21 protein-coding genes are annotated in these 22,256 nt (G+C 65.5%); 14 read left to right on the top strand and 7 right to left on the bottom strand.

All coding sequences use genetic code 11. The features are described 5' to 3' along the window. Positions 1-5: 5 nt before the first annotated feature. The 5 genes from KYT87_RS28305 (at position 6) to KYT87_RS28325 (ending at position 5,716) form a co-directional block, all read left to right on the top strand. Positions 6-935 carry a branched-chain amino acid ABC transporter permease gene (locus KYT87_RS28305; RefSeq protein ID WP_219991369.1) on the top strand — a complete coding sequence of 310 codons (930 nt, stop codon included), beginning with the start codon at positions 6-8 and terminating at the stop codon, positions 933-935. A 24-nt stretch (positions 936-959) separates the two neighbouring features. Continuing rightward, entirely contained in the window at positions 960-2,024 is a 1,065-nt protein-coding gene (locus KYT87_RS28310; protein WP_046803041.1) for a branched-chain amino acid ABC transporter permease, read from the top strand. 138 nt (positions 2,025-2,162) lie between these two features. Continuing rightward, on the top strand, positions 2,163-3,503 hold the full coding sequence (locus KYT87_RS28315) for an ABC transporter substrate-binding protein (protein WP_082134340.1): 1,341 nt from the start codon (positions 2,163-2,165) through the stop codon (positions 3,501-3,503). Positions 3,504-3,563: 60 nt separating this feature from the next. Further along, a complete protein-coding gene (locus KYT87_RS28320) occupies positions 3,564-4,430 on the top strand; it encodes an ABC transporter ATP-binding protein (RefSeq protein ID WP_223264744.1) in 867 nt (288 codons plus the stop codon). 17 nt (positions 4,431-4,447) lie between these two features. Then, positions 4,448-5,716, top strand: a complete 1,269-nt coding sequence (locus KYT87_RS28325; protein ID WP_046803039.1) for a phenylacetate--CoA ligase family protein — start codon at positions 4,448-4,450, stop codon at positions 5,714-5,716. Between the two features lie 17 nt (positions 5,717-5,733). Here KYT87_RS28325 and KYT87_RS28330 read toward each other — a convergent pair whose 3' ends face one another. The 3 genes from KYT87_RS28330 to KYT87_RS28340 are packed head-to-tail and all read right to left on the bottom strand — an operon-like array spanning position 5,734 to position 6,918. Next, on the bottom strand, positions 5,734-6,153 hold the full coding sequence (locus KYT87_RS28330) for a YeeE/YedE family protein (RefSeq protein WP_046803038.1): 420 nt from the start codon (positions 6,151-6,153) through the stop codon (positions 5,734-5,736). A 1-nt stretch (position 6,154) separates the two neighbouring features. Then, positions 6,155-6,586: a YeeE/YedE family protein gene (locus KYT87_RS28335; RefSeq protein WP_046803037.1), complete on the bottom strand. Its 432-nt coding sequence runs from the start codon at positions 6,584-6,586 to the stop codon at positions 6,155-6,157. Continuing rightward, on the bottom strand, positions 6,583-6,918 hold the full coding sequence (locus KYT87_RS28340) for a helix-turn-helix transcriptional regulator (protein ID WP_046803036.1): 336 nt from the start codon (positions 6,916-6,918) through the stop codon (positions 6,583-6,585). The genes KYT87_RS28335 and KYT87_RS28340 overlap by 4 nt, the downstream gene beginning before the upstream one ends. A gap of 121 nt (positions 6,919-7,039) precedes the next feature. Between KYT87_RS28340 and KYT87_RS28345 the strand changes: the two genes are divergently transcribed. The 4 genes from KYT87_RS28345 to KYT87_RS28360 all read left to right on the top strand — a co-directional run bounded on the left by KYT87_RS28345 (position 7,040) and on the right by KYT87_RS28360 (position 10,393). Beyond that, the gene (locus KYT87_RS28345; RefSeq protein WP_046803142.1) at positions 7,040-7,894 is read left to right on the top strand and encodes an MBL fold metallo-hydrolase; all 855 of its coding nucleotides are present in this window, start codon (positions 7,040-7,042) and stop codon (positions 7,892-7,894) included. 93 nt (positions 7,895-7,987) lie between these two features. Further along, positions 7,988-9,454 carry a polyphosphate:AMP phosphotransferase gene (gene pap / locus KYT87_RS28350; RefSeq protein ID WP_046803035.1) on the top strand — a complete coding sequence of 489 codons (1,467 nt, stop codon included), beginning with the start codon at positions 7,988-7,990 and terminating at the stop codon, positions 9,452-9,454. A gap of 28 nt (positions 9,455-9,482) precedes the next feature. After that, positions 9,483-9,932, top strand: coding sequence for a GNAT family N-acetyltransferase (locus KYT87_RS28355; protein ID WP_046803034.1), 450 nt, complete (start codon positions 9,483-9,485; stop codon positions 9,930-9,932). After that, positions 9,929-10,393 (top strand): HIT family protein, encoded by a 465-nt coding sequence (locus tag KYT87_RS28360; protein WP_046803033.1) that lies wholly within the window; start codon positions 9,929-9,931, stop codon positions 10,391-10,393. The genes KYT87_RS28355 and KYT87_RS28360 overlap by 4 nt, the downstream gene beginning before the upstream one ends. A gap of 84 nt (positions 10,394-10,477) precedes the next feature. On the opposite strand, the gene KYT87_RS28365 is transcribed toward KYT87_RS28360, so the two are convergent. After that, positions 10,478-11,632 (bottom strand): glycosyltransferase, encoded by a 1,155-nt coding sequence (locus KYT87_RS28365; RefSeq protein WP_219991370.1) that lies wholly within the window; start codon positions 11,630-11,632, stop codon positions 10,478-10,480. Continuing rightward, the gene (locus KYT87_RS28370; RefSeq protein ID WP_185975330.1) at positions 11,629-12,036 is read right to left on the bottom strand and encodes a hydrogenase; all 408 of its coding nucleotides are present in this window, start codon (positions 12,034-12,036) and stop codon (positions 11,629-11,631) included. The genes KYT87_RS28365 and KYT87_RS28370 overlap by 4 nt, the downstream gene beginning before the upstream one ends. Before the next feature lie 353 nt (positions 12,037-12,389). On the opposite strand from KYT87_RS28370, the gene nhaA reads away from it, so the two are divergent. From nhaA to KYT87_RS28395, 5 genes are all read left to right on the top strand, one after another. Then, positions 12,390-13,622, top strand: coding sequence for a Na+/H+ antiporter NhaA (gene nhaA / locus KYT87_RS28375; RefSeq protein ID WP_219991371.1), 1,233 nt, complete (start codon positions 12,390-12,392; stop codon positions 13,620-13,622). A 172-nt stretch (positions 13,623-13,794) separates the two neighbouring features. Further along, positions 13,795-14,580 (top strand): 3-hydroxybutyrate dehydrogenase, encoded by a 786-nt coding sequence (locus KYT87_RS28380; protein ID WP_046803029.1) that lies wholly within the window; start codon positions 13,795-13,797, stop codon positions 14,578-14,580. A gap of 45 nt (positions 14,581-14,625) precedes the next feature. Then, complete coding sequence (locus KYT87_RS28385; protein WP_219991372.1) at positions 14,626-15,387, top strand: uracil-DNA glycosylase; 762 nt, start codon at positions 14,626-14,628, stop codon at positions 15,385-15,387. 278 nt (positions 15,388-15,665) lie between these two features. Further along, the gene (locus KYT87_RS28390) at positions 15,666-17,462 is read left to right on the top strand and encodes a DEAD/DEAH box helicase (RefSeq protein WP_046803027.1); all 1,797 of its coding nucleotides are present in this window, start codon (positions 15,666-15,668) and stop codon (positions 17,460-17,462) included. 151 nt (positions 17,463-17,613) lie between these two features. Further along, positions 17,614-18,801 carry a class I SAM-dependent methyltransferase gene (locus tag KYT87_RS28395; protein ID WP_219992794.1) on the top strand — a complete coding sequence of 396 codons (1,188 nt, stop codon included), beginning with the start codon at positions 17,614-17,616 and terminating at the stop codon, positions 18,799-18,801. Between the two features lie 69 nt (positions 18,802-18,870). Here KYT87_RS28395 and KYT87_RS28400 read toward each other — a convergent pair whose 3' ends face one another. Both KYT87_RS28400 and KYT87_RS28405 read right to left on the bottom strand, forming a co-directional pair. Continuing rightward, the gene (locus tag KYT87_RS28400) at positions 18,871-19,980 is read right to left on the bottom strand and encodes a CCA tRNA nucleotidyltransferase (RefSeq protein WP_219991373.1); all 1,110 of its coding nucleotides are present in this window, start codon (positions 19,978-19,980) and stop codon (positions 18,871-18,873) included. Beyond that, complete coding sequence (locus tag KYT87_RS28405) at positions 19,977-22,127, bottom strand: lytic transglycosylase domain-containing protein (protein WP_219991374.1); 2,151 nt, start codon at positions 22,125-22,127, stop codon at positions 19,977-19,979. The genes KYT87_RS28400 and KYT87_RS28405 overlap by 4 nt, the downstream gene beginning before the upstream one ends. Between the last annotated feature and the right edge of the window lie 129 nt (positions 22,128-22,256).

A 22,256-nucleotide genomic window follows, 5' to 3' on the forward strand; every position in this document is an offset into this window, starting at 1 on the left:
CAGACATGGGATTTTTTCTAGAGACCTTATTCGGCGGCTTGATGAGCGGCATGATGTATGCGCTGATCGGCCTGGGCTTCGTGCTGATCTTCAAGGCGTCCGGCGTCTTCAACTTCGCGCAAGGCGCGATGGTGCTGGTGGCCGCCTTGTCGATGGCGCGCTTCTCGGAATGGATACCGCGCTGGCTGGGCTTTGACAACATGATCCTGGCCAACGTGCTGGCGTTCATCGTCAGCGCCATGGTGATGTTCCTGCTGGCCGTTGCGATTGAACGCTTTGTGCTGCGCCACCTGGTCAACCAGGAAGCCACCACGCTGTTGATGGCAACGCTGGGCATCAGCTACTTCCTGGATGGGCTGGGCCAGATCACGTTCGGCAGCTCGGTGTATTCCATCAACGTGGGCATGCCGAAAGATCCGCTGATGATCCTGGACACGGTCTTTGAAGGCGGGCTGCTGATTAACCTTGAAGATTTGACCGCAGCCGTCATCGCGGCGCTGCTGGTGGCGGCGCTGGCGCTGTTCTTCCAGTACACGTCCACCGGCCGTGCCTTGCGCGCGGTGGCCGACGACCACCAGGCCGCGCAGTCCATCGGCATTCCGTTGAATCGCATCTGGGTGATCGTGTGGTGCGTGGCGGGCCTGGTGGCGCTGGTGGCGGGGATTATCTGGGGGTCGAAGTTCGGCGTGCAGTTCACGCTGTCCACCGCGGCGCTGCGCGCATTGCCGGTGGTGATCCTGGGCGGCTTGACGTCGGTGCCTGGCGCCATTCTGGGCGGCCTGATCATCGGCGTGGGGGAAAAGCTGTCCGAGGTTTACCTGGGGTCGCTCGTGGGCGGCGGTATCGAAATCTGGTTCGCCTATGTGCTGGCGCTGGTGTTCCTGCTGTTCCGTCCGCAAGGGCTGTTCGGCGAGAAGATCATCGACCGCGTGTAAACCACAGGCCACTGGGATAAAAACATGTTCTATCGCGAAAACGGCCAGTTCAAGACCACGTACCGGGCGGATCAGCAGATCTTCCCGATCCGTCAGGACCGCATCTTCATCTGGCTGCTGCTGGCGGTGGCGTTCATCGCCGTGCCGGCGCTGTCGTCCGACTACCTGCTGCGCGCCATCCTGATTCCGTTTCTGATCCTGTCCCTGGCGGCGGTCGGGCTGAATATTCTGGTCGGCTATTGCGGGCAGATATCGCTGGGCACGGGCGCATTCATGGCGGTGGGCGCCTATGCCGCCTGGAACTTCGGCGTGCGCTTTCCGGGCATGCCGCTGATCATCCAGATTTTGCTGGGCGGCTGCTTCGCCACGCTGGTGGGCGTGATCTTCGGCATCCCCAGCTTGCGGATTCGCGGGCTGTACCTGGCGGTGGCGACGCTGGCCGCGCAGTTCTTCGTGGACTGGGCGTTCCTGCGCATCCCGTTCTTCACCAACTATTCATCGTCGGGCAACGTGTCGGTGCCGCCGCTGACGGCGTTCGGCCTGCCGGTGCAATCGGCCATGGAAAAGTACCTGTTCGTGCTGATCCTGGTGGTGGTCTTCAGCCTGCTGGCCAAGAACCTGGTGCGCGGCGCGATCGGCCGCCAATGGATGGCGATACGCGACATGGACGTGGCGGCGTCGGTCATCGGCATCCGCCCCATGTACGCCAAGCTGACGGCGTTCGCGGTCAGCTCGTTCATCGTGGGCGTGGCGGGCGCGCTGTGGGGCTACATCCACCTGGGTTCCTGGGAACCGCTGGCCTTTGATCTGACGCGTTCGTTCCAGCTGCTGTTCATGGTCATCATCGGCGGGCTGGGCTCGATCATCGGCAGCTTCTTCGGCGCGGCGTTCATCGTGCTGGTGCCGGTGGCGCTGTCGAACATCCCGCATGCGCTGGGCATCCCGCTGTCGGTGGACACCGCCGCGCACATCGAACACATGGTGTTCGGCGCGCTGATCGTGTTCTTCCTGATTGCCGAACCGCACGGGCTGGCGCGCTTGTGGAGCATCGGCAAGGAAAAGCTGCGCATCTGGCCGTTCCCGCATTGACGACAATTTGATTTCGCATTGATTTCTGCGGACCGCGGCGGCAAAAGTGCCGTGATCCACATCCTGAATACCCGGCTCAAGACCGGGCCAATCCCGGTGTCCCAGGGTTTACTGACCCAAGCACCACGCAGGAGGTAAATGGAGATGAAGCGTCTTAACCTGAAGTTGGCGGCAGCCCTGGTGGCCGCAGCCGGCGCCATCGGCGCCGTGGCCACGCCGGCAATGGCGGCCGAAGAGCAGTTCGTTCCGTTGCTGGTGTATCGCACCGGGTCGTTCGCGCCGCTTGGCATTCCCTGGGCCGATGGCAAGCTGGACTACCTGAAGCTGGTCAACGAACGTGATGGCGGCGTCAACGGCGTCAAGATTACGTACGAAGAATGTGAAACCGCCTATGCCACCGATCGCGGCGTGGAATGCTATGAACGCCTGAAGGGCAAGGGCACCGGCGCGTCGGGCTTTGACACCCAGTCCACCGGCATCACGTTTGCCGTCAGCGACAAGGCCATGGTCGACAAGGTGCCGGTTGAAACGATGGGCTACGGCCTGTCGCAGTCGGTGGACGGCAGCGTGTTCGAGTGGAACTTCCCGCTGCTGGGCACCTACTGGACCGCCGCCGACGTGATGATCCAGGACATCGCCAAGAAAGAAGGCGGCATGGACAAGCTCAAGGGCAAGAAGATTGCCCTGGTCTATCACGACTCGCCCTACGGCAAGGAACCGATCCCGCTGCTGCAAAAGCGCGCGGCCAAGGAAGGCTTCGAGTTGGTGCTGTACCCCGTGACTGCCCCCGGCGTGGAGCAGAAATCCACCTGGTTGCAGATCCGCCAGGCCCGCCCGAACTACGTGCTGCTGTGGAGCGCGGGCATCATGACGCCCACCGCCATCCGCGAAGCGCAGGCCAGCGGCTATCCGCGCGACAAGATGTACGCCATCTGGTGGGCCGGCTCTGAAGGCGACGTCAAAGACCTGGGCGATGTGGCCAAGGGCTACAACGCCATCACCGTGCACAACAGCGGCGCCGAGCACGACAAGGTCTACGACGACCTGAAGAAGTTCGTCTACGACAAGGGCCAGGGCGCGGACAAGACCGGCAAGACCACGCTGGGCACCATCGCCCACACGCGCGGCATGATGATTTCGATGCTGCAAGTGGAAGCGATCCGCACGGCGCAGGAAAAGTACGGCAAGGGCAAGGCGTTGACGCCCGAGCAGGTGCGCTGGGGTTTTGAAAACCTGAACCTGACGCAGGACAAGCTGGACAAGCTGGGCTTCGGCCAGATCATGCGCCCCGTCAAGACCTCGTGCAGCAACCACAAGGGTGACGACTGGGCCCGCATCGTGCAGTGGGACGGCGCCAAGTTCAAGGTGGTGTCCGACTGGTACCAGGCCGACAAGACCATTCTGGACCCGATGGTCAAGGACGCCGCGGCCAAGTACGCCAAGGAAAAGAACATCACGCCCCGCACTTGCGAGAACTGATGTGAACCGGCGGCCGGCGTCCTTGTGGATGCCGGCCGCCACCACGCCGCAGGAATCGTCATGACCGCTGCATCTTCCATTGCATCTACTGCTGCAACCCCGGTTGCCGCCCCCGCCGCCGCGCCCTCCGTGCTGCTGGACGTCAACGGCATCGAGGTGATCTACAACCACGTGATCCTGGTGCTCAAGGGCGTGTCCCTGCAAGTGCCGGAAGGCAAGATCGTGGCCTTGCTGGGCGCCAACGGCGCGGGCAAAACCACGACGCTGCGCGCGATTTCGAACCTGCTCAAGGGCGAACGCGGCGACGTCACCAAGGGCCACATCCAATACCGGGGCCAGCGTATCGAACGCCTGTCGCCGGCCGAGCTGGTCAAGCGCGGCGTCGTGCAGGTGATGGAAGGCCGCCACTGTTTCGCGCACCTGACCATCGAGGAAAACCTGCTGACGGGCGCCTACACCCGCAGCATGAGCCGTGCCGATACCGCCGCCGCGCTAGAACGCGTCTACCAGTATTTCCCGCGCTTGAAGCAACGCCGCGCCAGCCAGTCGGGCTACACGTCGGGCGGCGAACAGCAGATGACCGCCATTGGCCGCGCGCTGATGGCCAACCCCAACATGATCCTGCTGGACGAGCCCTCGATGGGGCTGGCGCCGCAGATCGTGGAAGAGATCTTTGAAATCGTGCGCGATCTGAACCAGCGTGAACGCGTGAGCTTCCTGCTGGCGGAACAGAACACCAACATCGCGCTGCGTTATGCCGACTACGGCTACATCCTGGAGAACGGGCGCGTAATGATGGACGGGGCCGCGCTGGATCTGGCCCAGAACGAGGACGTGAAGGAGTTCTACCTGGGCATCTCCAGCGGAGAACGCAAGAGCTTTCGCGACAACAAGTTCTATCGCCGCCGCAAACGCTGGCTGGCCTGAAGAGAGGGTGCGATCCCATGTCCGAGTTTTTCGATGTACTGGAAACCCGTGCGCCCGAGCAACGCGAGCGCGAGCTGATGGCCGCCTTGCCCGACGCGATTTCGCGAGCCATTGCGCGCGCGCCGGCAATCGCCGAGCAGCTGCGCGGCGTTGACCCGGCCACCATCACGTCGCGCGCGGCGCTTGCCCGGCTGCCGGTGCTGCGCAAGCACGAACTGCTGGAACGCCAGCAGCACAGCCGCGACGACGACGCCACGCCCGCCAGCCCCGGCAAGGCGTTCGGCGGCTTCTCGGCCATTGGCTGGGGCGAGGCGATGCGCGTGTTTGCGTCGCCCGGCCCGATCTACGAACCGGAAAGCGCGCGCGCCGACTACTGGCGTTTTGCCCGGGCGCTGTACGCAGCGGGCTTTCGCGCCGGCGAACTGGCCTACAACTGTTTTTCCTATCACTTCACACCGGCCGGCTCCATGATGGAAACGGCGGCGCACGCCGTGGGCTGCACCGTGTTTCCGGGCGGCACCGGCCAGACCGAACAACAGGTGCGCGCCATTCAGGACCTGGCGCCCAGCGGCTACACGGGCACGCCCAGCTTTCTGAAAATCATCTTGGAAAAGTCGGACGAGCTGGGGGTGAAGCTGGGCTCGCTGCGGCGTGCGCTGGTGTCAGGCGAAGCGTTTCCGCCGTCGCTGCGAGATTGGCTGGCGGCGCGCGGCATTGACGGTTATCAGGCGTACGGCAGCGCCGACCTGGGCATGATTGCGTTTGAAACGCCCGCGCGCCAGGGGCTGGTGCTGGGCGAAGACATCATCGTGGAAATCGTGCGCCCGGGCACCGGCGAACCGGTGCCGGACGGCGAGGTCGGCGAGGTCGTCGTCACCACCTTGAACCCGGACTATCCGCTGGTGCGCTTCGGCACCGGCGACCTGTCGGCGGTCATGCCGGGCATTTCGCCTTGCGGGCGCACCAACACGCGCATCAAGGGCTGGATGGGCCGGGCCGATCAGACGACCAAGGTGCGCGGCATGTTCGTACACCCTTCACAAGTGGCGGACGTGGCGCGTCGCCATCCCGAGATCCTGCGCGCGCGGCTGGTCATCAGCGGCAGCACGGGGTCGGACCGGATGGTGTTGAAAGTGGAATCGCGCGTGCGCGGCGAAGACCTGTCCAAGCGCATCGCGGAATCCGTGCGCGATGTGACCAAGCTACGTGCCGACGTGGAATGGGCGGATGCCGACAGCCTGCCCAACGACGGCAAGGTCATCGACGACGTGCGTACGTACGAGTGACGCGGGGCCGTGCCGGCCTAGCGCTGTCGGATCTTTTCGATCACCGAGAAGATCGCCATGCCCGCGATCATCGCGGCCACGAAGATCAGCGCGTCCGGCACGCCCGCGGCGGCGGCCACCAACGCGGGGCCGGGGCAAAAACCCGCCAGGCCCCAGCCCGCGCCAAAAGCCAGGCTGCCTAGCGCCAGCCGCGCGTCCACCCGCGTGGCCGTCGGCCAGCGCAGCGGCTCGCCCGACAAGCTGGCGCTTTTCCGGCGCAGCAGCGCGAACCCCGCCGCCGTCACCAACACCGCGCCCCCCATCACGAACGCCAGCGACGGATCCCAGTCACCGGCAATATCCAGAAAGCCCAGCACCTTGGCCGGGTTGGCCATGCCGGACACGATCAAGCCCAATCCAAAGACCAGCCCCGACGCGAAAGCGATCAGCGCGACCATGTCAGCCCCCCACCCCATGCCGCACGACATAGACGACCGCAAACCCGGCCGCCATGAACAACGCAGTGGCCACCAGCGACCGCACAGACCCGCGCGACAGGCCGCACACGCCGTGGCCGCTGGTGCATCCCGACGCGTAGCGCGTGCCGATGCCCACCAGCAGGCCCGCCACGATCAAGCGCGTTGTCCCGGCTTGGACCACAATTTCCGGCAAGGCGCCGCCCAGCCGGTACAACCACGGCGCCGCGCACAGGCCGAGCAGGAACGCCAGCCGCCAGCTTCGGTCGCGTTGCGGCCCTAGCAAGCCGCCCACGATGCCGCTGATGCCGGCGATTCGGCCGGCACCCGCCATCAACAGGATGGCAGCGGCGCCGATCAGCAGGCCGCCCAGCGTGGCCGGCACGGGAGTAAAGACAGACCAGTCCGGGTTCATGTGAGTGACTCCATCGCGCGGCCGCAGTACAAACTGGATAGCGTTTTCATGACTTGGCTGACCTCGGGGCTGGCCATCTGGTAGTAGACGTACTTGCCATCGCGGCGCGTCGCCACCAGGCCTTCGTCGCGCAGCACGCCCAGCTGCTGCGACAGCGTCGGCTGGCGGATGCCCGTCAGCGATTCCAGTTCGCCCACGTTGCGTTCACCTTGCACCAGCTGGCACAGCAACAGTAGCCGGTCTTCGTTGGCCAATGCCTTGAGCAGCGTGCAGGCCTTGGCGGCAGAGGCGCGCAAGGCGGCGAGTTCGCAGTCGGTCAGGGGGGAGTTCATGAGCTAGGGGGAGTGACAAAGGAGGCAGGCAGTCATTATATTTATGTATAAACTATCGAACAATATTATTTGAAAATATAGATTGTTCTACGTTGTCTATGCGTTGTCTCCACGGCCGGCCATGAATCCACACATCCAAGCGTTCTTCGACTCCGTCACCGCCACCGTCACGTACGTCGTGCACGATGGCAGCGCCTGCGCCATCATCGATTCGGTGCTGGACTACGACCCGAAATCGGGACGCACCAGCACGGCCGGCGCGGACCGGGTCGTCGAGTACGTGCGCCAGCAAGGCTTGCAAACGCAATGGCTGCTGGAAACCCACGCACACGCCGACCACCTGTCCGCCGCCCCCTATTTGCAGCGGCAGCTGGGCGGCGTGATCGCCATCGGGCAAAGCATCCGTACCGTGCAAGGCGTCTTCAAGCAGGTCTTCAACCTGGAACCCGAATTCCAGCTGGACGGCTCGCAATTCGGCCGCCTGTTCGCCGATGGCGAAACGTTTTCGATCGGCAAACTGACGGCCACCGCCATCCACGTGCCGGGCCACACGCCGGCCGACATGGCCTATTTGATCGGCGACGCGGCGTTCGTGGGCGACACGATGTTCATGCCGGACGTGGGCACGGCGCGTTGCGATTTCCCAGGTGGCGACGCGCACGAGCTGTACCGGTCCATCCAGCGCCTGCTGGCATTGCCCGGGGGCACGCGCCTGTTCATGTGCCATGACTACCCGCCCGCCGGCCGCGACGCCCACTGGCAAACGTCGGTGGCCGAACAACGGGCGTCCAACATCCACGTGCGCGACGGCATCAGCGAGGATGAATTCGTCGCCATGCGCACGCGGCGAGACGCCACGCTGGGCATGCCGACGCTGATCCTGCCCGCCATCCAGGTCAACATCCGCGCGGGGCATTTCCCGCCGCCCGAAGACAACGGCGTGCGCTACCTGAAGATTCCGGTGAACGGGCTGTAGGCGGCGCCGTCAATCGCGCCTGCCGTACTTGCGCGGCACGGGCGAATCCCGCAAGATCGGCGGACTTACCGATAGCCGACCAGACGGAACCCCATGTTCGCAGAAGCCGAAGCCGACCCCAGCCTGTCCAAGGACGAGTTCAAACCGCTGGAAGCCCGCTTGCGCGTCGCCCTGCTCAACGCCCAGTACCGGCGCCTGGAACAGGCCGAAAAAACCTTGCTGGTGGTGGTGGCCGGCATTGACGGCGCGGGCAAGGGCGCCACCATCAACCAGCTGAACGAATGGATGGACCCGCGCCACATCAAGACGCTGGCGTATGGCCCCCCTGAAGGCGAAGAGCTGGATCGCCCGCCTTTCTGGCGGTATTGGAAAGACCTGCCGCCCAAGGGCAAGACGGGCATCGTGTTCGGCTCTTGGTACGCGCCCCTGATCATCGAGGCCGCCAGCAAGAAGCCCAACCAGGAATACATCGCGGCGCACTCGGCCGCCATCCTGCGCTTTGAAGCCATGCTGGCCGCCGAGGGCGTGCAAATCGTCAAACTGTGGTTCCACCTGTCGGCCAAGGCGCAGACGGACCGCGCCCAGCGCTTGCTGGCCAGCCCCGAGACCTCCTGGCAGGTCAGCCCGGTGGACTTGAAAGTCGCCAAGCGGTTCGACCGCATTCGCCATGGCGCGCAGATTGTGCTGAACCATACCGACAGCGGCCACGCGCCGTGGATCGTCATTCCCAGCGCCGACGAAAACATGCGCGCGGCGCGCACAGCCGAGGCCGTGCTGGCCGCGATGCGCCAACGCGGCGTGCCGCGCATACCGGCATCGTTTCACGCGCATGCGCGCCCGACCCGCGTTGTCGACCGCCTGGGCGAACTGGACTACGACGCCAAGATCGACAAAGACGATTACGAGTCCGAACTGGGCTTGTTGCAGGGCCGGCTGGCACGCGCGGCGCGTTCGCGGAAATTCCTGGATCGTTCCCTGATCCTGGTCTTTGAAGGCCAGGATGCCGCCGGCAAGGGCGGCGCCATCCGACGCGTCACGCACGCACTGGACGCCCGTCAGTTCGACATCACACCGGTTGCCGCGCCGTCCAGCTACGAGATGTCGCGCCCGTACCTGTGGCGCTTCTGGCGGCACCTGCCCCGGCACGGCCGCGTGGCCATCTTTGACCGGTCCTGGTACGGCCGCGTGCTGGTCGAGCGCGTGGAAAAACTGACCGCCCCCGCGCAATGGCGGCGTGCCTACGGCGAAATCAATGACTTCGAAGAGCAACTGGTGGCCAGCGGCGCGCTGGTGCTGAAGTTCTGGTTGGCGGTGACGGAAGACGTGCAGCTGGAACGCTTCAAGGAACGCGAGAAATCGCCCTTCAAGAATTTCAAGATCACGCCGGACGACTGGCGCAATCGGGAAAAATGGAAAGACTACGCGGCGGCCGCCAACGAAATGCTGGCCCGCACGGACGTGGCCCATGCGCCGTGGCATCTGGTGTCGGCCAACGACAAGCGTTACGCTCGCGTGCAGGTGCTGCGACACATCGTCCAGGCCCTGGAAGAGCAACTCTGAATTCAATCTGTGTAGGAGGCCCCGCGCCATGAGTACCGCTGAAATCCGCCCCATCGGCGCCGCCGACTTCGACATCTGGCTGCCTCTGTGGAAGGGCTATCAGGCGTTTTACCGCGTCAGTATCGATGACGCCGTGACGCGCAACACCTGGGCGCGCCTGCTGGACCCCGCCGAACCGATGCACGCCGCGCTGGCGTTCGACGGCGGCCGCGCCATCGGCATGGTGCACTGGATCTTCCATCGCTCCACCTGGACGGCGGGCGACTACTGCTACCTGCAAGACCTGTACGTGGACGCGGACGTGCGCGGCACCGGCGCGGGCCGCAAGCTGATCGAACACGTCTACGCCGAAGCCACCGCCGCCAACGCCGCCCGGGTGTACTGGCTGACGCACGAAACCAACGCCCCCGCCATGCAGCTGTACGACCGCATCGCGGACCGCTCGGGCTTCATTCAGTACCGCAAGGTGCTGACATGAGCGCGCGCGACCCGAACTGCCCCTTGTGCCAGGAAGATGGCGGCACGGTGCTGTGGCGCGGGCCGCATCTGCGCGTGATCGAGGTTGACGATGCCGACTACCCCGGCTTCACCCGGGTGGTCTGGAACGGCCATCTGGCCGAGATGACCAGCCTGTCCACGCACGGGCGCGACCTGTTGATGCGCGCCGTGTACGCCGTGGAAGAAGCACAGCAGGCCGTGCTGGCGCCTGACAAGATCAACCTGGCGTCGCTGGGCAACATGGTGCCCCACCTGCATTGGCACGTGATCCCCCGGTGGCGCGGCGACCGCCATTTTCCGGACCCGATCTGGGCCGCGCCGCGCATTGCCGCCGGCGCGGAACCGGCGCAATGGGCGGACCGCCAGGCGCGCACGCAGGCGCTGCTGCCGCGCTATCGCAACCGCGTCGTCGAAGCCATGAATGCGCTGTTGATGCATTGATGCGTCGTTGATGCATTGATGCGGCGTTGATGGATTGATGCGGCGTTGATGGATTGATGCGCCGTTGATGCACGCGGCACCGGGCTACCCCGCTCGGGCGCCGCGCCCCCGTTCCGCCAGCCAGGACCCATACACGGTTTCCACCTGCTGGGCGGCGCGATCGGCGCAGAACAAACCTTGGTCCCGGATCCGCGTCTGGCCCGCCCGGCCCATGCGGCGGCGCAAGGCGGGGTCGGCCAATAACGTGGCCAACGCCGCGGCCAACGCGGCCGGGTCACGAGGCGGCACCAGCAGGCCGGTCACGCCTGCCTGCATGGTTTCAGGTACGCCCCCCACGTTCGTACCGATCACCGGCACGCCCATGGCGGCGGCCTCGATGAAGACGGTGCCCAGCGCTTCGCGGTGCGTTGCCAACGCGAAAACGTCCAAAGCCATCAACACGTTGCCGATATCGTGGCGCCTGCCCGTGAAATGCACGCGCGCGTCCAGGCCCATCGCCGCCACCTTGTCTTGCAACTGCGGCATCAGCGGCATGCCGTCGCCAACCAGCACCAGATGCGCGTCGGAAAAGCGGGAAGCAATACGCCCGAAGGCGTCGATCAGGTCGGCATGGCCTTTTTCAGCCCGCATCACCGCCACGCACCCAACCACCAACGCATCGGCTGGCAGGCCAAGCTCGCGCCGTACGCAGGCATGTTGCGCGGCTTGCGGCAGCACGATGGGCGAATGGATGGTGGCAACCGAGCCGGGCCGCGCGCCGCCATCCAGCAACTGCTGCTGCACATACCGGCTGACGGCAATGACGCGATGCGCCAGCCAGGTGTAGGCATAGAGCGAACCGATGGGCTTGGCCAGATGCCGCGTGCGCACGATCAGCGGCGCGCCGGCCAGCCTGGCGCCCCACGCGGCCAATACGGTGTCGCGGCGGCTGTGCGTGTTGACCACGTCAAAGCGCCCGCCCCGCAGCAGCCGGCGCACAAAGAACACGCCGCGCAGAAAATTGCCCGGGCCGTCCATGACGATGCGGTGCACCGTGAACCCGGCCTCGCTTGCCCGGTCGCCCAGTTCCGCACCGGGCTGGCACAGCAGTTCCAGGTGATGGCCCCGGTCGCGCATCGCAATCATTTCCTTGTAAACGCAGAATTCCTGCCCGCCAAATGAGGTGGCGGCTTCGGTATGCAAGATGCGCAGTCGGCCACCGGCATCCGCGGCCGGGGTAGCAACGGGTGCGGAAGTCATTGAGGCAGGCGGGCGTCGTGGGTATCGGCGTTCGTATCGCCGTTCGACCCGGCGTTCGACCCGGCCTTGGACTCGGCGCGGTGCCAGGCTTGACCTAGAACCAGCAGATAGGCTTCCAGGTACGCCACGTCTTCCGGAGCCAGCGCCAGGACGCCGGGCTCGCGGCATTCATGCGGGCATTCAGAGGCAGCCAGACGGGAGCCCGCCCACACCTGGATGCTGCCGTGGCAAGACATGTCAAAGCGGGCGCCCTCACCGTGCCACGCCAACAGGCGCATGCTGGGGGCCAGGTGCATTACCTGATATCGACCATGGGCATCTGACGACGGGGGTGCGCTGACGGCGCTGCCGATATCGACCAACCGGGGAGCCGCGCCGGGGCGGGCGGGCTGGTAGGTCAGCACGGAAAGCTGATGGAGAGGCTGCGGGGGCTGGGGGGGCTGAAATGGCATAAGACGCATAGGGCACAGGCAAGGATTAAGCCCGGCGATGCTAGCCAGGAACGCACGCGAAATACCCCAGAAAATTCTTACTTTCCGGGTGCCCCTCTTGCAGGGCCGATATATAGGACGAATCCGACCGAATGCCTGCCCAGGCACTTTTCAAGAATTACTGAGAATGCGTGGAATTTGGCCGACGTTGAACTACAGTTGCCTCACTTTGCCGGTGCCGCATCGACTTCACCGCACGGCATCGCCTCGCCTGTTCAGGTAAAATTCAGCAATTATTTCGACCCACCCTCACTCAAGGACGCTCTTTGACTCAGCCGGCCACGCCCCATCGCCCCGCCTCTTTTCTTCAGGCATTCCTGCGCTCGGAAGCGCTGGGTGGCTATGTGCTGATGGCCGCCGCGCTGGTCGCCTTGATCATCGCCAACAGCCCCGCCGCCCCGGTTTACTTCGACGTGCTGGGCACCAAGCTGGGCTTCACGGCGGGGCCCGTCGTGCTCAAGGAAACGGTGCTGCACTGGATCAACGACGGGCTGATGGCCGTGTTCTTCCTGCTGGTCGGCCTGGAAATCAAGCGCGAGGTCCTGGACGGCCAGTTGCGCGGAGTATCCCGCATCGTGCTGCCGGGCGTGGCGGCGGTGGGCGGCATGGTGATGCCGGCCCTGATCTACGTGGCGCTCAACCTGGGCACGCCTGAGACCTTGCGCGGCTGGGCCATTCCCGCCGCCACCGACATCGCCTTCGCGCTGGGCATCCTGGCGCTGCTGGGCAGCCGCGTGCCGACGTCGCTGAAGATCTTCCTGACTGCGCTGGCCATCCTTGACGACCTGGGCGCCATTGTCATCATTGCGCTGTTCTATACGTCCCAATTGCAGGTGTTTGCGCTGGCCATGGCGGGCGCGCTGCTGGTCTGCCTGTTCCTGCTGAACCGCGCCGGCGTGCTGCGCCTGACGCCCTATCTGCTGCTGGGCGCCCTGCTGTGGTACTTCGTGCTGAAGTCCGGCGTGCACGCCACGCTGGCCGGTGTCGCCCTGGCGCTGACCATCCCGCTGCGCCCGCGCAACCAGGGCAAGCCCGAGACCCGTTCGCCCCTGCACGACCTGGAACATGCGCTGCATAAGCCCGTCGCGCTGCTGATCGTTCCGATCTTCGGCTTTGCCAATGCGGGCGTGTCCTTCGCGGGCATGGGTCTGGCCAGCCTGGCACAACCCGTGCCGCTGGGGGTGGCGCTGGGCCTGTTCCTGGGTAAACAGCTGGGCGTGTTCGGCTTTGCCTGGCTGGCGATCAAGACCGGCATGGCCAGCCTGCCGCGCCATGCCACGTTCAAGCAGCTGTACGGCGTGGCAATGTTGTGCGGCATTGGCTTCACCATGAGCTTGTTCATCGGCGCGCTGGCTTTCACCGACGCGGCCACGGTCGACGCCACCAAGATTGGAGTGCTGACCGGGTCACTGGCTTCCGCCGTGGTCGGTTTCCTGCTGCTGCGCTCGGGCGGCGCCCCCGCTACCGAGGGCGCTCCCGCCCCGGTGCGCCAGGGCTGAGTCCGCGGGCGCCGGGCGTTCAGCCGGCGCTCAAGCTGAAGGACTACCATCGGATCAATTCCTTGCGGATCACCAGCGCGGCACCGGCCGGCGATTCGCAAGGCCGTCTGTCGCCGGCCGTCGCGCCCTGGGCGCATACACCGGCCGGCAATCCTTGTCCGGAGGTAGCAGCATGTCCCAGTTGAATGGAAAAGTGGCCGTCGTCACAGGCGCGGCCAGCGGCATCGGCAAAGAAATTGCGCTGACCTTGGCGCGCGCGGGCGCCACCATCGCCATTGCCGATTTGAACCAGGCCGGCGCGGACGCGGTCGCGAAAGAAATCGAGCAGGCCGGCGGCAAGGCGATGGGTGTCGCCATGGACGTCACCAGCGAAGACGCCGTGAACCAGGGCATCGACAAGGTGGCGGCCGCCTACGGCAGCATCGACATCCTGATCTCGAACGCCGGCATCCAGATCGTCAATCCCATCGAGAACTTCGCTTTTTCCGACTGGAAAAAGATGCAGGCCATTCACGTGGACGGCGCCTTCCTGACCACCAAGGCGGCGCTCAAGCACATGTACAAGGACGATCGCGGCGGGGTGGTGATCTACATGGGATCGGTGCACTCGCACGAGGCCTCGCCGCTGAAATCGGCCTATGTCGCCGCCAAGCATGCGCTGTTGGGTCTGGCGCGCGTGCTGGCCAAGGAAGGCGCCGCGCACAACGTGCGCTCGCATGTCATCTGTCCGGGGTTCGTGCGCACGCCGCTGGTCGAAAAGCAGATCCCCGAGCAGGCCAAGGAACTGGGCATCAGCGAAGAAGACGTGGTCAAGAAAGTCATGCTGGGCAACACGGTGGATGGCGTTTTCACCACGGTCGAAGACGTCGCCCAGACGGCGCTGTTCCTGTGCACCTTCCCCAGCGCGGCCCTGACCGGCCAGTCGTTCCTGGTCAGCCATGGCTGGGTGATGCAGTAGGGAAACGCGCGGCGCGGCGGCCGGCCCTATGCCAAAATCGCGCCCATGCCGATTGATAACCGCCTGACTCCCAACGCCCTCGCCGCCCACACGGCCGCGCTGCCCGCCGCCTGGGCGGCGGCCTTCAAAGACCCCGCCGTGGCCGATGCCCTGGCGCGGGCCACCGCCCATGTTGAAAAGCGCCTGGTCGAAGGCGCCGTCGTCTATCCCGCCACGCCGCTGCGCGCGCTGCACGGCATGGCGCCCTCGGATGTGCGCGTCGTGATCCTGGGGCAAGACCCGTACCACGGCCCCGGCCAGGCTCAAGGCCTGGCGTTTTCGGTGCCCGACGACTGCAAGCGCCCACCCAGCCTGCGCAACATCTTCAACGAGATCGCCCAGGAATACCCAGGTACCCCTATCCCCGCCGGCAATGACCTGAGCCCGTGGGCGGAACAGGGTGTATTGCTGCTGAACACCTGCCTGACGGTGGAGGACGGCCAGCCCGCCTCCCACGCCAAGCGCGGCTGGGAAACGGTGACGGATGCGTTGATCGCGCTGGTCGCGCAAGACCCCTCGCCCAAGGTGTTCATGCTGTGGGGCGCCCATGCGCAGGCCAAGCGCTTGTTGCTGCCGGACAACAACGGCCACCTGGTGCTGATGGCGAACCACCCCTCCCCGCTGTCCGCCCGCAGGCCGCCCGTCCCGTTCCTGGGTTGTGGGCACTTTCAGATGACCAACGCGTGGCTGGTGAACCAAGGGAAAAACCCTATTGATTGGGGACTGGACAAAAAAATAATTCCCTTGCAAGGCGAAATCGGGTTATGATCGCCGCACTGCACAAAACGAGTTCGGCATTTACCGCTTTGATTTAGCGGAATTTTTTGCAGTCTGCCAGGCAAGCTAGCCTGGCCCCCATGCCGAACTATCATCGATTCCTGACCTCCTTTCCTTTCGCCCTGCGTTCCAATCTGTATAAGAGAACGCGCCACGCGCACGGTTGATTCGGTCGGCACGATGCTCCATCAACCGTCGCCTGGATCCGGCCGCCTACTCCCCTGGCCCGACCAAGCACTGCGTCGCATTGTCTGCGGCAAGGGAAAGTAATGTCTTTCGAAACTCTGGGTCTTGCACCCGCTCTGTTGTCGGCCGTTCAAGAAGCTGGCTTCAATACCCCCACCTCCGTCCAAGCCGCTGCCATTCCGCAAGCGCTGGCCGGTCACGACCTGATGGTTTCCTCGCAGACGGGCAGCGGCAAGACCGCCGCCTTCATGCTGCCGGCCCTGCACCGTATTGCCCAGATGCCCGCCAACAAGGGCGTCGGCGTGCAAGTGCTGGTGCTGACCCCCACCCGCGAACTGGCTCTGCAAGTCACCGAAGCCACGGCCACCTACGGCCGCAAGCTGGCTGACCTGCGCACCGCCACCGTCGTGGGCGGCATGCCCTACGGCGCCCAACTGAAGGCCCTGTCGCGTCGCGTTGACGTGCTGGTCGCCACGCCGGGCCGCCTGATCGATCACCTGCAATCGGGTCGCGTCAAGCTGAACACCGTGCACACGCTGGTGCTGGACGAAGCCGACCGCATGCTGGACATGGGCTTCATCGAAGACATCGAAACCATCGTCAGCCGCCTGCCGGAAGATCGTCAGACGCTGCTGTTCTCGGCCACGCTGGACGGCACGATCGCCAAGCTGGCTGCGAAGATGATGCGCGACCCGCAGCGTATCGAGATGGCCGGCGCCAAGGAAAAGCACACCAACATCACGCAAAGCCTGCTGTACGCGGACGACGCCAGCCACAAGATGCAATTGCTGGATCACGTGCTGCGCGACGCCAAGCTGGATCAAGCCATCGTCTTCACGTCCACCAAGCGTGGCGCTGACGATCTGGCCGATCGCCTGGCCGACCAAGGCTTTGCCGCCGCTGCCCTGCACGGCGACATGAACCAGCGCCAGCGCACCCGTACGCTGTCGCAACTGCAACGCGGCCAGCTGCGTATTCTGGTTGCCACCGACGTTGCCGCCCGCGGCATCGACGTGCAAGGCATCAGCCACGCCGTTAACTTCGACCTGCCGATGCAAGCCGAAGACTACGTGCACCGTATCGGCCGTACCGGCCGCGCCGGTCGCAGCGGCCTGGCGTTCACGCTGGCTACGCACTCCGAGCGCCACAAGGTTCGCCGTATCGAGCACTACATCGGCCAAACGATTACGCCGGAAACCATCGCCGGTCTGGAACCCAAGCGCACGCCGCGCCCGTCGGCCGGCGGCAGCGGCGCCCCGCGTGGCGGCAAGCCGTTCGGCAAGCGTCCTGGCGGTTTTGGTGGTTCGCGCCATGAAGGCGGCGGCTACCAAGGCAACCGCGAAGGTCGTTCGTTTGGCGGCCCGCGTGAAGGGGGCGCACCCCGTGGCGAATTCAAGCCGCGTGAAGGTGGTTACCAAGGCAACCGCGACAGCGCCCCGCGCGAAGGCGGCTACCAAGGCAATCGCCCCTTCGGCGACCGCCCGGCCCGTTCGTTCAGCGATCGTCCCAGCTTCGGTGATCGTCCCCAGCGCGAAGGCGGCTACCAGGGCAATCGCCCGTTCGGCGACCGCCCCCCGCGTGAAGGCGGCTTCCGTGGTGGTGACCGTGACGCCCGCCCCAGCTTCGGCGGCGACCGTCCCAGCTTTGGTGACCGCCCCCAGCGCGATGCCCGCCCGTTCAGCGAGCGTGCTCCCCGCGAAGGTGGTTTCCGCGGCGCTGACCGTGACGCCCGCCCCAGCTTTGGCGATCGTCCTGCCCGTGAAGGCGGTTTCCGTGGCGGCGACCGTCCGGAAGGCGGCTTCCGCGCCAAGCCCGCATTCGACAAGCGCCCCGGCGGCCCCGCCAAGCGCTTTGCCAAGCCGGCTGATCGTCGCGGCTAAATCGCCCCGCTAAGCCCGCAGTAAAAAACCCCGCGTTCGTCGCGGGGTTTTTTTTGTTCATTGTGCATTACCGTCGCCAGACACCCGCCCGCAGCCGGACGGCTACGCCTTTTTTTGGGAAAATGCCGTCATGCCTACGCTAGAACCCGCCATGCAACGCCCTGCCCCCGCCAACCTGCCCCCGTTGTCACCCACCGCCCAGGCGCACAGCGACGCCGCCGCCGCACAGCTGCGCGCCGCCATTACGGCCAATGGCGGCTGGTTGCCGTTTGACCACTGGATGGCGCAGGCGTTGTATGCGCCGGGGTTGGGCTATTACGCGGCCGGCAACGTCAAGTTGGCCGATGGCAACGACGACGCCAAGGCGCCAGCGGGCGACTTCGTCACCGCGCCGCAACTGACCCCGCTGTTTGCCCGCACCGTTGCCCGTCAGGTTGCGCAGGTGCTGCGGCAAACGCAGACACACGCCGTGTTGGAATTTGGTGCGGGCACGGGCGCCCTGGCCGAAGGTGTGCTGCGCGAGTTGGATGCGCAGGGCCTGGACCAGACGCAATACCTGATCCTGGAAGTGTCTGCCGACTTGCGCGCGCGCCAAGCCGAACGCCTGGCCGCTTTCGGGGACCGCGTGCAATGGTTGGACGCCTTGCCCAACGCCTTCGCCGGCTGCGTGCTGGCCAACGAGGTGCTGGACGCGATGCCCGTATCGCTGTTTTGCTGGAGCCAGGACGGCGCCGTGATGGAGCGCGGCGTGGCGCTGGATGCGCAGCAGCACTTCGTCTGGAGCGACCGCCCCGCATCGCCTGCCTTGGCCGAAGCCGTCGCCGCGCGCATGCCGGCGTTGCCCGGCTACGTGTCCGAAATCAATCTGCAAGGCGAAGCCTGGATTGCCGCGATGGGCAGTTGGCTGGAGCGCGGCGCGGCGCTGCTGGTGGACTACGGATTTCCGCGCAGCGAGTTCTACCACCCGCAACGCGCGGGCGGCACGCTGATGTGCCATTTGCGTCATCACGCGCACGGCGATCCCTTCACCGCGCCGGGCTTGCAGGACATTACCGCGCACGTGGATTTCACCGCCATGGCCGATGCGGCGCTGGAAGCCGGCCTGCAAGTGCTGGGCTACACGTCGCAGGCGCGCTTCTTGATGAACGCCGGGTTGATGGATTTGCTGGGCCAGTTGGACCCGTCGGATGTGCAGCAATACGCGCAGGCTGTGGCGCCGGTGCAAAAGCTGCTGTCCGAGGCGGAAATGGGCGAACTGTTCAAGGTGCTGGCCGTGGGCCGTGGCATCACGGAACCGCTGACAGGTTTTTCACGCGGCGACCGTTTGGGCAAGCTGTAGCGGCGGGCCATGCTATAGCGGCGGGCGAAGTTGTGGCGGCGGGCCAAGCCGTCCGGCTGGCACGCCGGCCTATCCGGCTCGCAGCCGGTCCAGCCTTGCTTGCCGGACACTGTCCTTGATGCGCGCCGGGTCGCCCGCGCACGCTTTCGCAATGGCGCCTGCGTCCACACCGCGCACCGCATCCACTCTTGCCTGCCAGGCGCCCATGTCCACCGGGCGCAGGATGGCGGCGGTTTTCAGCAGGTCGAAAAAGCGCTCGGGCTTGCGCAGCGCGTCGGCGCGTTCCATCAGCGCCAGCTGCGCCTCGGTGGCGTCGCTGTTGTTGGCGGCTTGTTCAGCCGCGTCCAGGCCCAGCAATACCTCGGGCAACAAGCGCGCATAGTCGTTGCATTCGGTGGGCACGCGCATGCGTCGGCCCAGCGCCTCGCACTCGGGCGTCAGGCGGCACAGCAACGCGTATCGGCCGGCCATCGACACCCCCAGCCCGGCCGCGCGATCCACGTCGGCACCCACGTCGGCAACGCCTTGCAATTCGGGCATCACGCGCGCCAATGCGCCAGAATCTTGCAGCACATCCAGCATGCGCGACGGCTTTTTAGCCATCAGCCCGCGCGACAATTCCTTCCACACCCGCTCGGCGACCAACGCGTCGGCCTCGCCCGCGTCAACCATCGCGCGGCAAAGCGCCATCGTCTCGGGCGCCACGGAAAAATCATCAAAGCGGGCGGCGAAGCGGCCCAGCCGCAGGATGCGAACCGGGTCTTCCTGGAAAGCTTCGCCCACGTGGCGAAACACGCGCGCATGCACGTCGGCCACGCCGCCCAACGGGTCTACAAGCGTGCCGTCCTGGGTCTGAGCGATGGCGTTGACCGTCAGGTCGCGACGCCGCAAGTCTTCTTCCAGCGTCACGTCGGCGCCGGTGTAGAACGTAAAGCCCTTGTAGCCACGGCCCGACTTGCGCTCGGTGCGCGCCAGAGCGTATTCCTCTTTGGTGCGCGGGTGCAGGAACACGGGGAAATCCCCGCCGACGGGAATGAAACCCCGGCGCACCATGTCTTCGGGCGTTGCGCCCACCACCACCCAATCGTGGTCACCCGGCTTCAAGCCCAGCAGCGCGTCACGCACCGCGCCGCCCACGATATACACCTGCAAGCCGTTGATGGCGGGGTCCTGCGTCATGGAATCGAGGTACTTTCGGCGCCCAGCGGCACGATGTTGCCCAGGCGCTCTTTCAGGGACTGCGGCTGGCCGGTGAACATTGCCGCGTAATACACCGAGTTGGACATCACGTTCTTCACGTAATTGCGCGTTTCGTTGAACGGGATGGTCTCGGCAAAGATCGCGCCTTCGACGGGATGCGAGAACGTCGAGCGCCAATTGTGCGGGCGCCGCGGCCCGGCGTTATAGCCCGCGCTGGCCAGCATCTGCGACCCGTTCAGGTCGCGCAGCACCATGTTCAGGTAGTTGGTGCCCAGTTCGGTATTGGTGTCGAAATCATTCACGCTGGCGGGCGTGAAATCGGTCATGCCGATCTTGCCCGCCACCCACTTGGCCGTGGCCGGCATCAGTTGCATCAGACCCGAGGCGCCCACGTGCGAACGCGCATCCATGATGAAGCGCGATTCCTGGCGGATCAAACCGTAGACCCATGCCGGGTCCAGCGCGATGGCGTTGGCCTTGGCGGTGACACGGCCTTCAAACGGCGCGATGAAACGCTGGCTGAAGTCGAACTCTTTTTCGGTGCGATCCGACGTGTTGACCACGCGGTCGTAGATGTTTTCGGCACGGGCCAATTCGGCGGCCGCCATCAATTGGCGGTCGCTCATGCCGCGCAGCGTGAAGTTCCATTCCGGCACCGCTTCGGCACGCCAGCCCAGGCGGAACAACTGCACGGCGCGCTGCAAGCCCGGGTTGGCGCGGGCCTCGGCGATTTCGCGGTCGTTGATGGGCGCCGGGCGCGGCGGCACATTGATGCGGCGGCCCAACTCTTCGGCCGACAGCTGGCCGTAGAAATCGAAGCGGTCGGCGATGCTGGCATACAAGGCGTTGGCTTGATCCTTGCGGCCAGTGGCCGCCAGGCCGCGCGCCTTCCAGTACACCCAAGACGTGTCGTTGCGCTGCGCGGGCGGCATCTCGTCGATGGATTCGATCACCCACTTCCAGTCGATCTTGGGTTGGCGCAATGCGGCGCGCACCTTCCAGCCGGCGTTGTATTCCGTCATGCGGATGTGGCCGGCTTCGTGATACCAGTCGTCGGCGCGGCTATCGAGCTTCAGCGCGGCCATCAGGGCGTATTGCCCGCGCACCCAGGCCAGGTTGGGCTTGGACATGGACTTGGCCCATTCGCGGCGCAGGTAGGAATCGGCCACGCTGACATCCGATCGCGCCAGCCGCGCCAAGGCGATGGTGACCAGTTCTTTTTCGTTGCGGCCCACCGGCATGCGGTCTTGGCGGGTCAGCCATTTCATCGGGTCCTTCATCAGGACGTCGTACGTTTTCAGGTCGCGCGGCTCGAACATGTACTGCACCAGCTTGCGCGCGTCCGTCGTCTTGTCGGCCTCGATGGCGTCGCGCAGCTGCGGTTCCAGCTGTTCCCAGCCCAGGATGCCGTCGGCCACCAATTGGTCGTACAAGGCCCAGCAGGCGCTGCCGGGCGCGAAGGCGGACATGGCTTGCGCGGCGGTCGCGCGCTGGCCGGTCATGTGCTTGGCGTCAAGAATGGCGCATTCGATCTGGGCGTTGCTGTTCTTGACTGGCGCCAGCTTGCGCACGGTTTCGAAATCGCCACTGCGGGCGGCGGCCAGCAGCCAGTCGCCCCGCAGCCGGTCGGCCAGGTAGGCGTCGCCATTGCTGCTGATGAAGCGTTGCAGGTCGGCCGTGGGGCGGCCGGTGGCCGGCGGCGTCCAGAGCTGATAGCGCAGCAGCCAGTATTCGGGGTACATGCCCAGCGTGTCGGACTTGGCTTGCGGCACCAACGCGCCCAGGATGGACCACTGCTTGCGGTTCATGGCTTCGCGCGCGGCCACGACGGCGGCCAGGGCGGGCGTGTCGGCGGTAGGGGGCAGGCCGGCCAGCACCGCGGGCGGTACGGCAATCAGCGGTTGTGCCGCCGATTGCGCCGACTGCACGGGCGGCTGGGGTTGCGTGTTGATGGCGGCGCTGCGCTGTTGCGCATCCACCGGCGCACAGGCGGCGGTGAACAGCGCCAGCAACGGCAGCCAGCGGCGCAGGGCCAGGCGGGTGTCGGGCGTGTCAGGCTTGTCCCTGGCTTGCGGGGATTTCCGATGGATTTTCTGATACCGTCCAGATTGCTGCGCACGTGTCATGCCGCGTCCCTGATTTGCCGTCATACGAAGGCCTTGCCACACAGCTGCACGACATTGCCCGACAGCCGCACGGCCGATGGCATGTCCGCGTGCATGTTCGTGTACATATCCGTACACATGCCTCTATTC

This window comes from Achromobacter sp. ES-001 (assembly GCF_019448355.1).
In the GTDB taxonomy this organism is placed as follows: Bacteria; Pseudomonadota; Gammaproteobacteria; order Burkholderiales; family Burkholderiaceae_B; genus Achromobacter; species Achromobacter spanius_B.

Coding starts and splice junctions, on each gene's coding strand:
- KYT87_RS28305 (WP_219991369.1), top strand. CDS start 6: ATGGGATTTTTTCTAGAGACCTTATTCGGCGGCTTGATGAGCGGCATG.
- KYT87_RS28310 (WP_046803041.1), top strand. CDS start 960: ATGTTCTATCGCGAAAACGGCCAGTTCAAGACCACGTACCGGGCGGAT.
- KYT87_RS28315 (WP_082134340.1), top strand. CDS start 2,163: ATGGAGATGAAGCGTCTTAACCTGAAGTTGGCGGCAGCCCTGGTGGCC.
- KYT87_RS28320 (WP_223264744.1), top strand. CDS start 3,564: ATGACCGCTGCATCTTCCATTGCATCTACTGCTGCAACCCCGGTTGCC.
- KYT87_RS28325 (WP_046803039.1), top strand. CDS start 4,448: ATGTCCGAGTTTTTCGATGTACTGGAAACCCGTGCGCCCGAGCAACGC.
- KYT87_RS28330 (WP_046803038.1), bottom strand. CDS start 6,153: ATGGTCGCGCTGATCGCTTTCGCGTCGGGGCTGGTCTTTGGATTGGGC.
- KYT87_RS28335 (WP_046803037.1), bottom strand. CDS start 6,586: ATGAACCCGGACTGGTCTGTCTTTACTCCCGTGCCGGCCACGCTGGGC.
- KYT87_RS28340 (WP_046803036.1), bottom strand. CDS start 6,918: ATGAACTCCCCCCTGACCGACTGCGAACTCGCCGCCTTGCGCGCCTCT.
- KYT87_RS28345 (WP_046803142.1), top strand. CDS start 7,040: ATGAATCCACACATCCAAGCGTTCTTCGACTCCGTCACCGCCACCGTC.
- pap (WP_046803035.1), top strand. CDS start 7,988: ATGTTCGCAGAAGCCGAAGCCGACCCCAGCCTGTCCAAGGACGAGTTC.
- KYT87_RS28355 (WP_046803034.1), top strand. CDS start 9,483: ATGAGTACCGCTGAAATCCGCCCCATCGGCGCCGCCGACTTCGACATC.
- KYT87_RS28360 (WP_046803033.1), top strand. CDS start 9,929: ATGAGCGCGCGCGACCCGAACTGCCCCTTGTGCCAGGAAGATGGCGGC.
- KYT87_RS28365 (WP_219991370.1), bottom strand. CDS start 11,632: ATGACTTCCGCACCCGTTGCTACCCCGGCCGCGGATGCCGGTGGCCGA.
- KYT87_RS28380 (WP_046803029.1), top strand. CDS start 13,795: ATGTCCCAGTTGAATGGAAAAGTGGCCGTCGTCACAGGCGCGGCCAGC.
- KYT87_RS28385 (WP_219991372.1), top strand. CDS start 14,626: ATGCCGATTGATAACCGCCTGACTCCCAACGCCCTCGCCGCCCACACG.
- KYT87_RS28390 (WP_046803027.1), top strand. CDS start 15,666: ATGTCTTTCGAAACTCTGGGTCTTGCACCCGCTCTGTTGTCGGCCGTT.
- KYT87_RS28395 (WP_219992794.1), top strand. CDS start 17,614: ATGCAACGCCCTGCCCCCGCCAACCTGCCCCCGTTGTCACCCACCGCC.
- KYT87_RS28400 (WP_219991373.1), bottom strand. CDS start 19,980: ATGACGCAGGACCCCGCCATCAACGGCTTGCAGGTGTATATCGTGGGC.
- KYT87_RS28405 (WP_219991374.1), bottom strand. CDS start 22,127: ATGACACGTGCGCAGCAATCTGGACGGTATCAGAAAATCCATCGGAAA.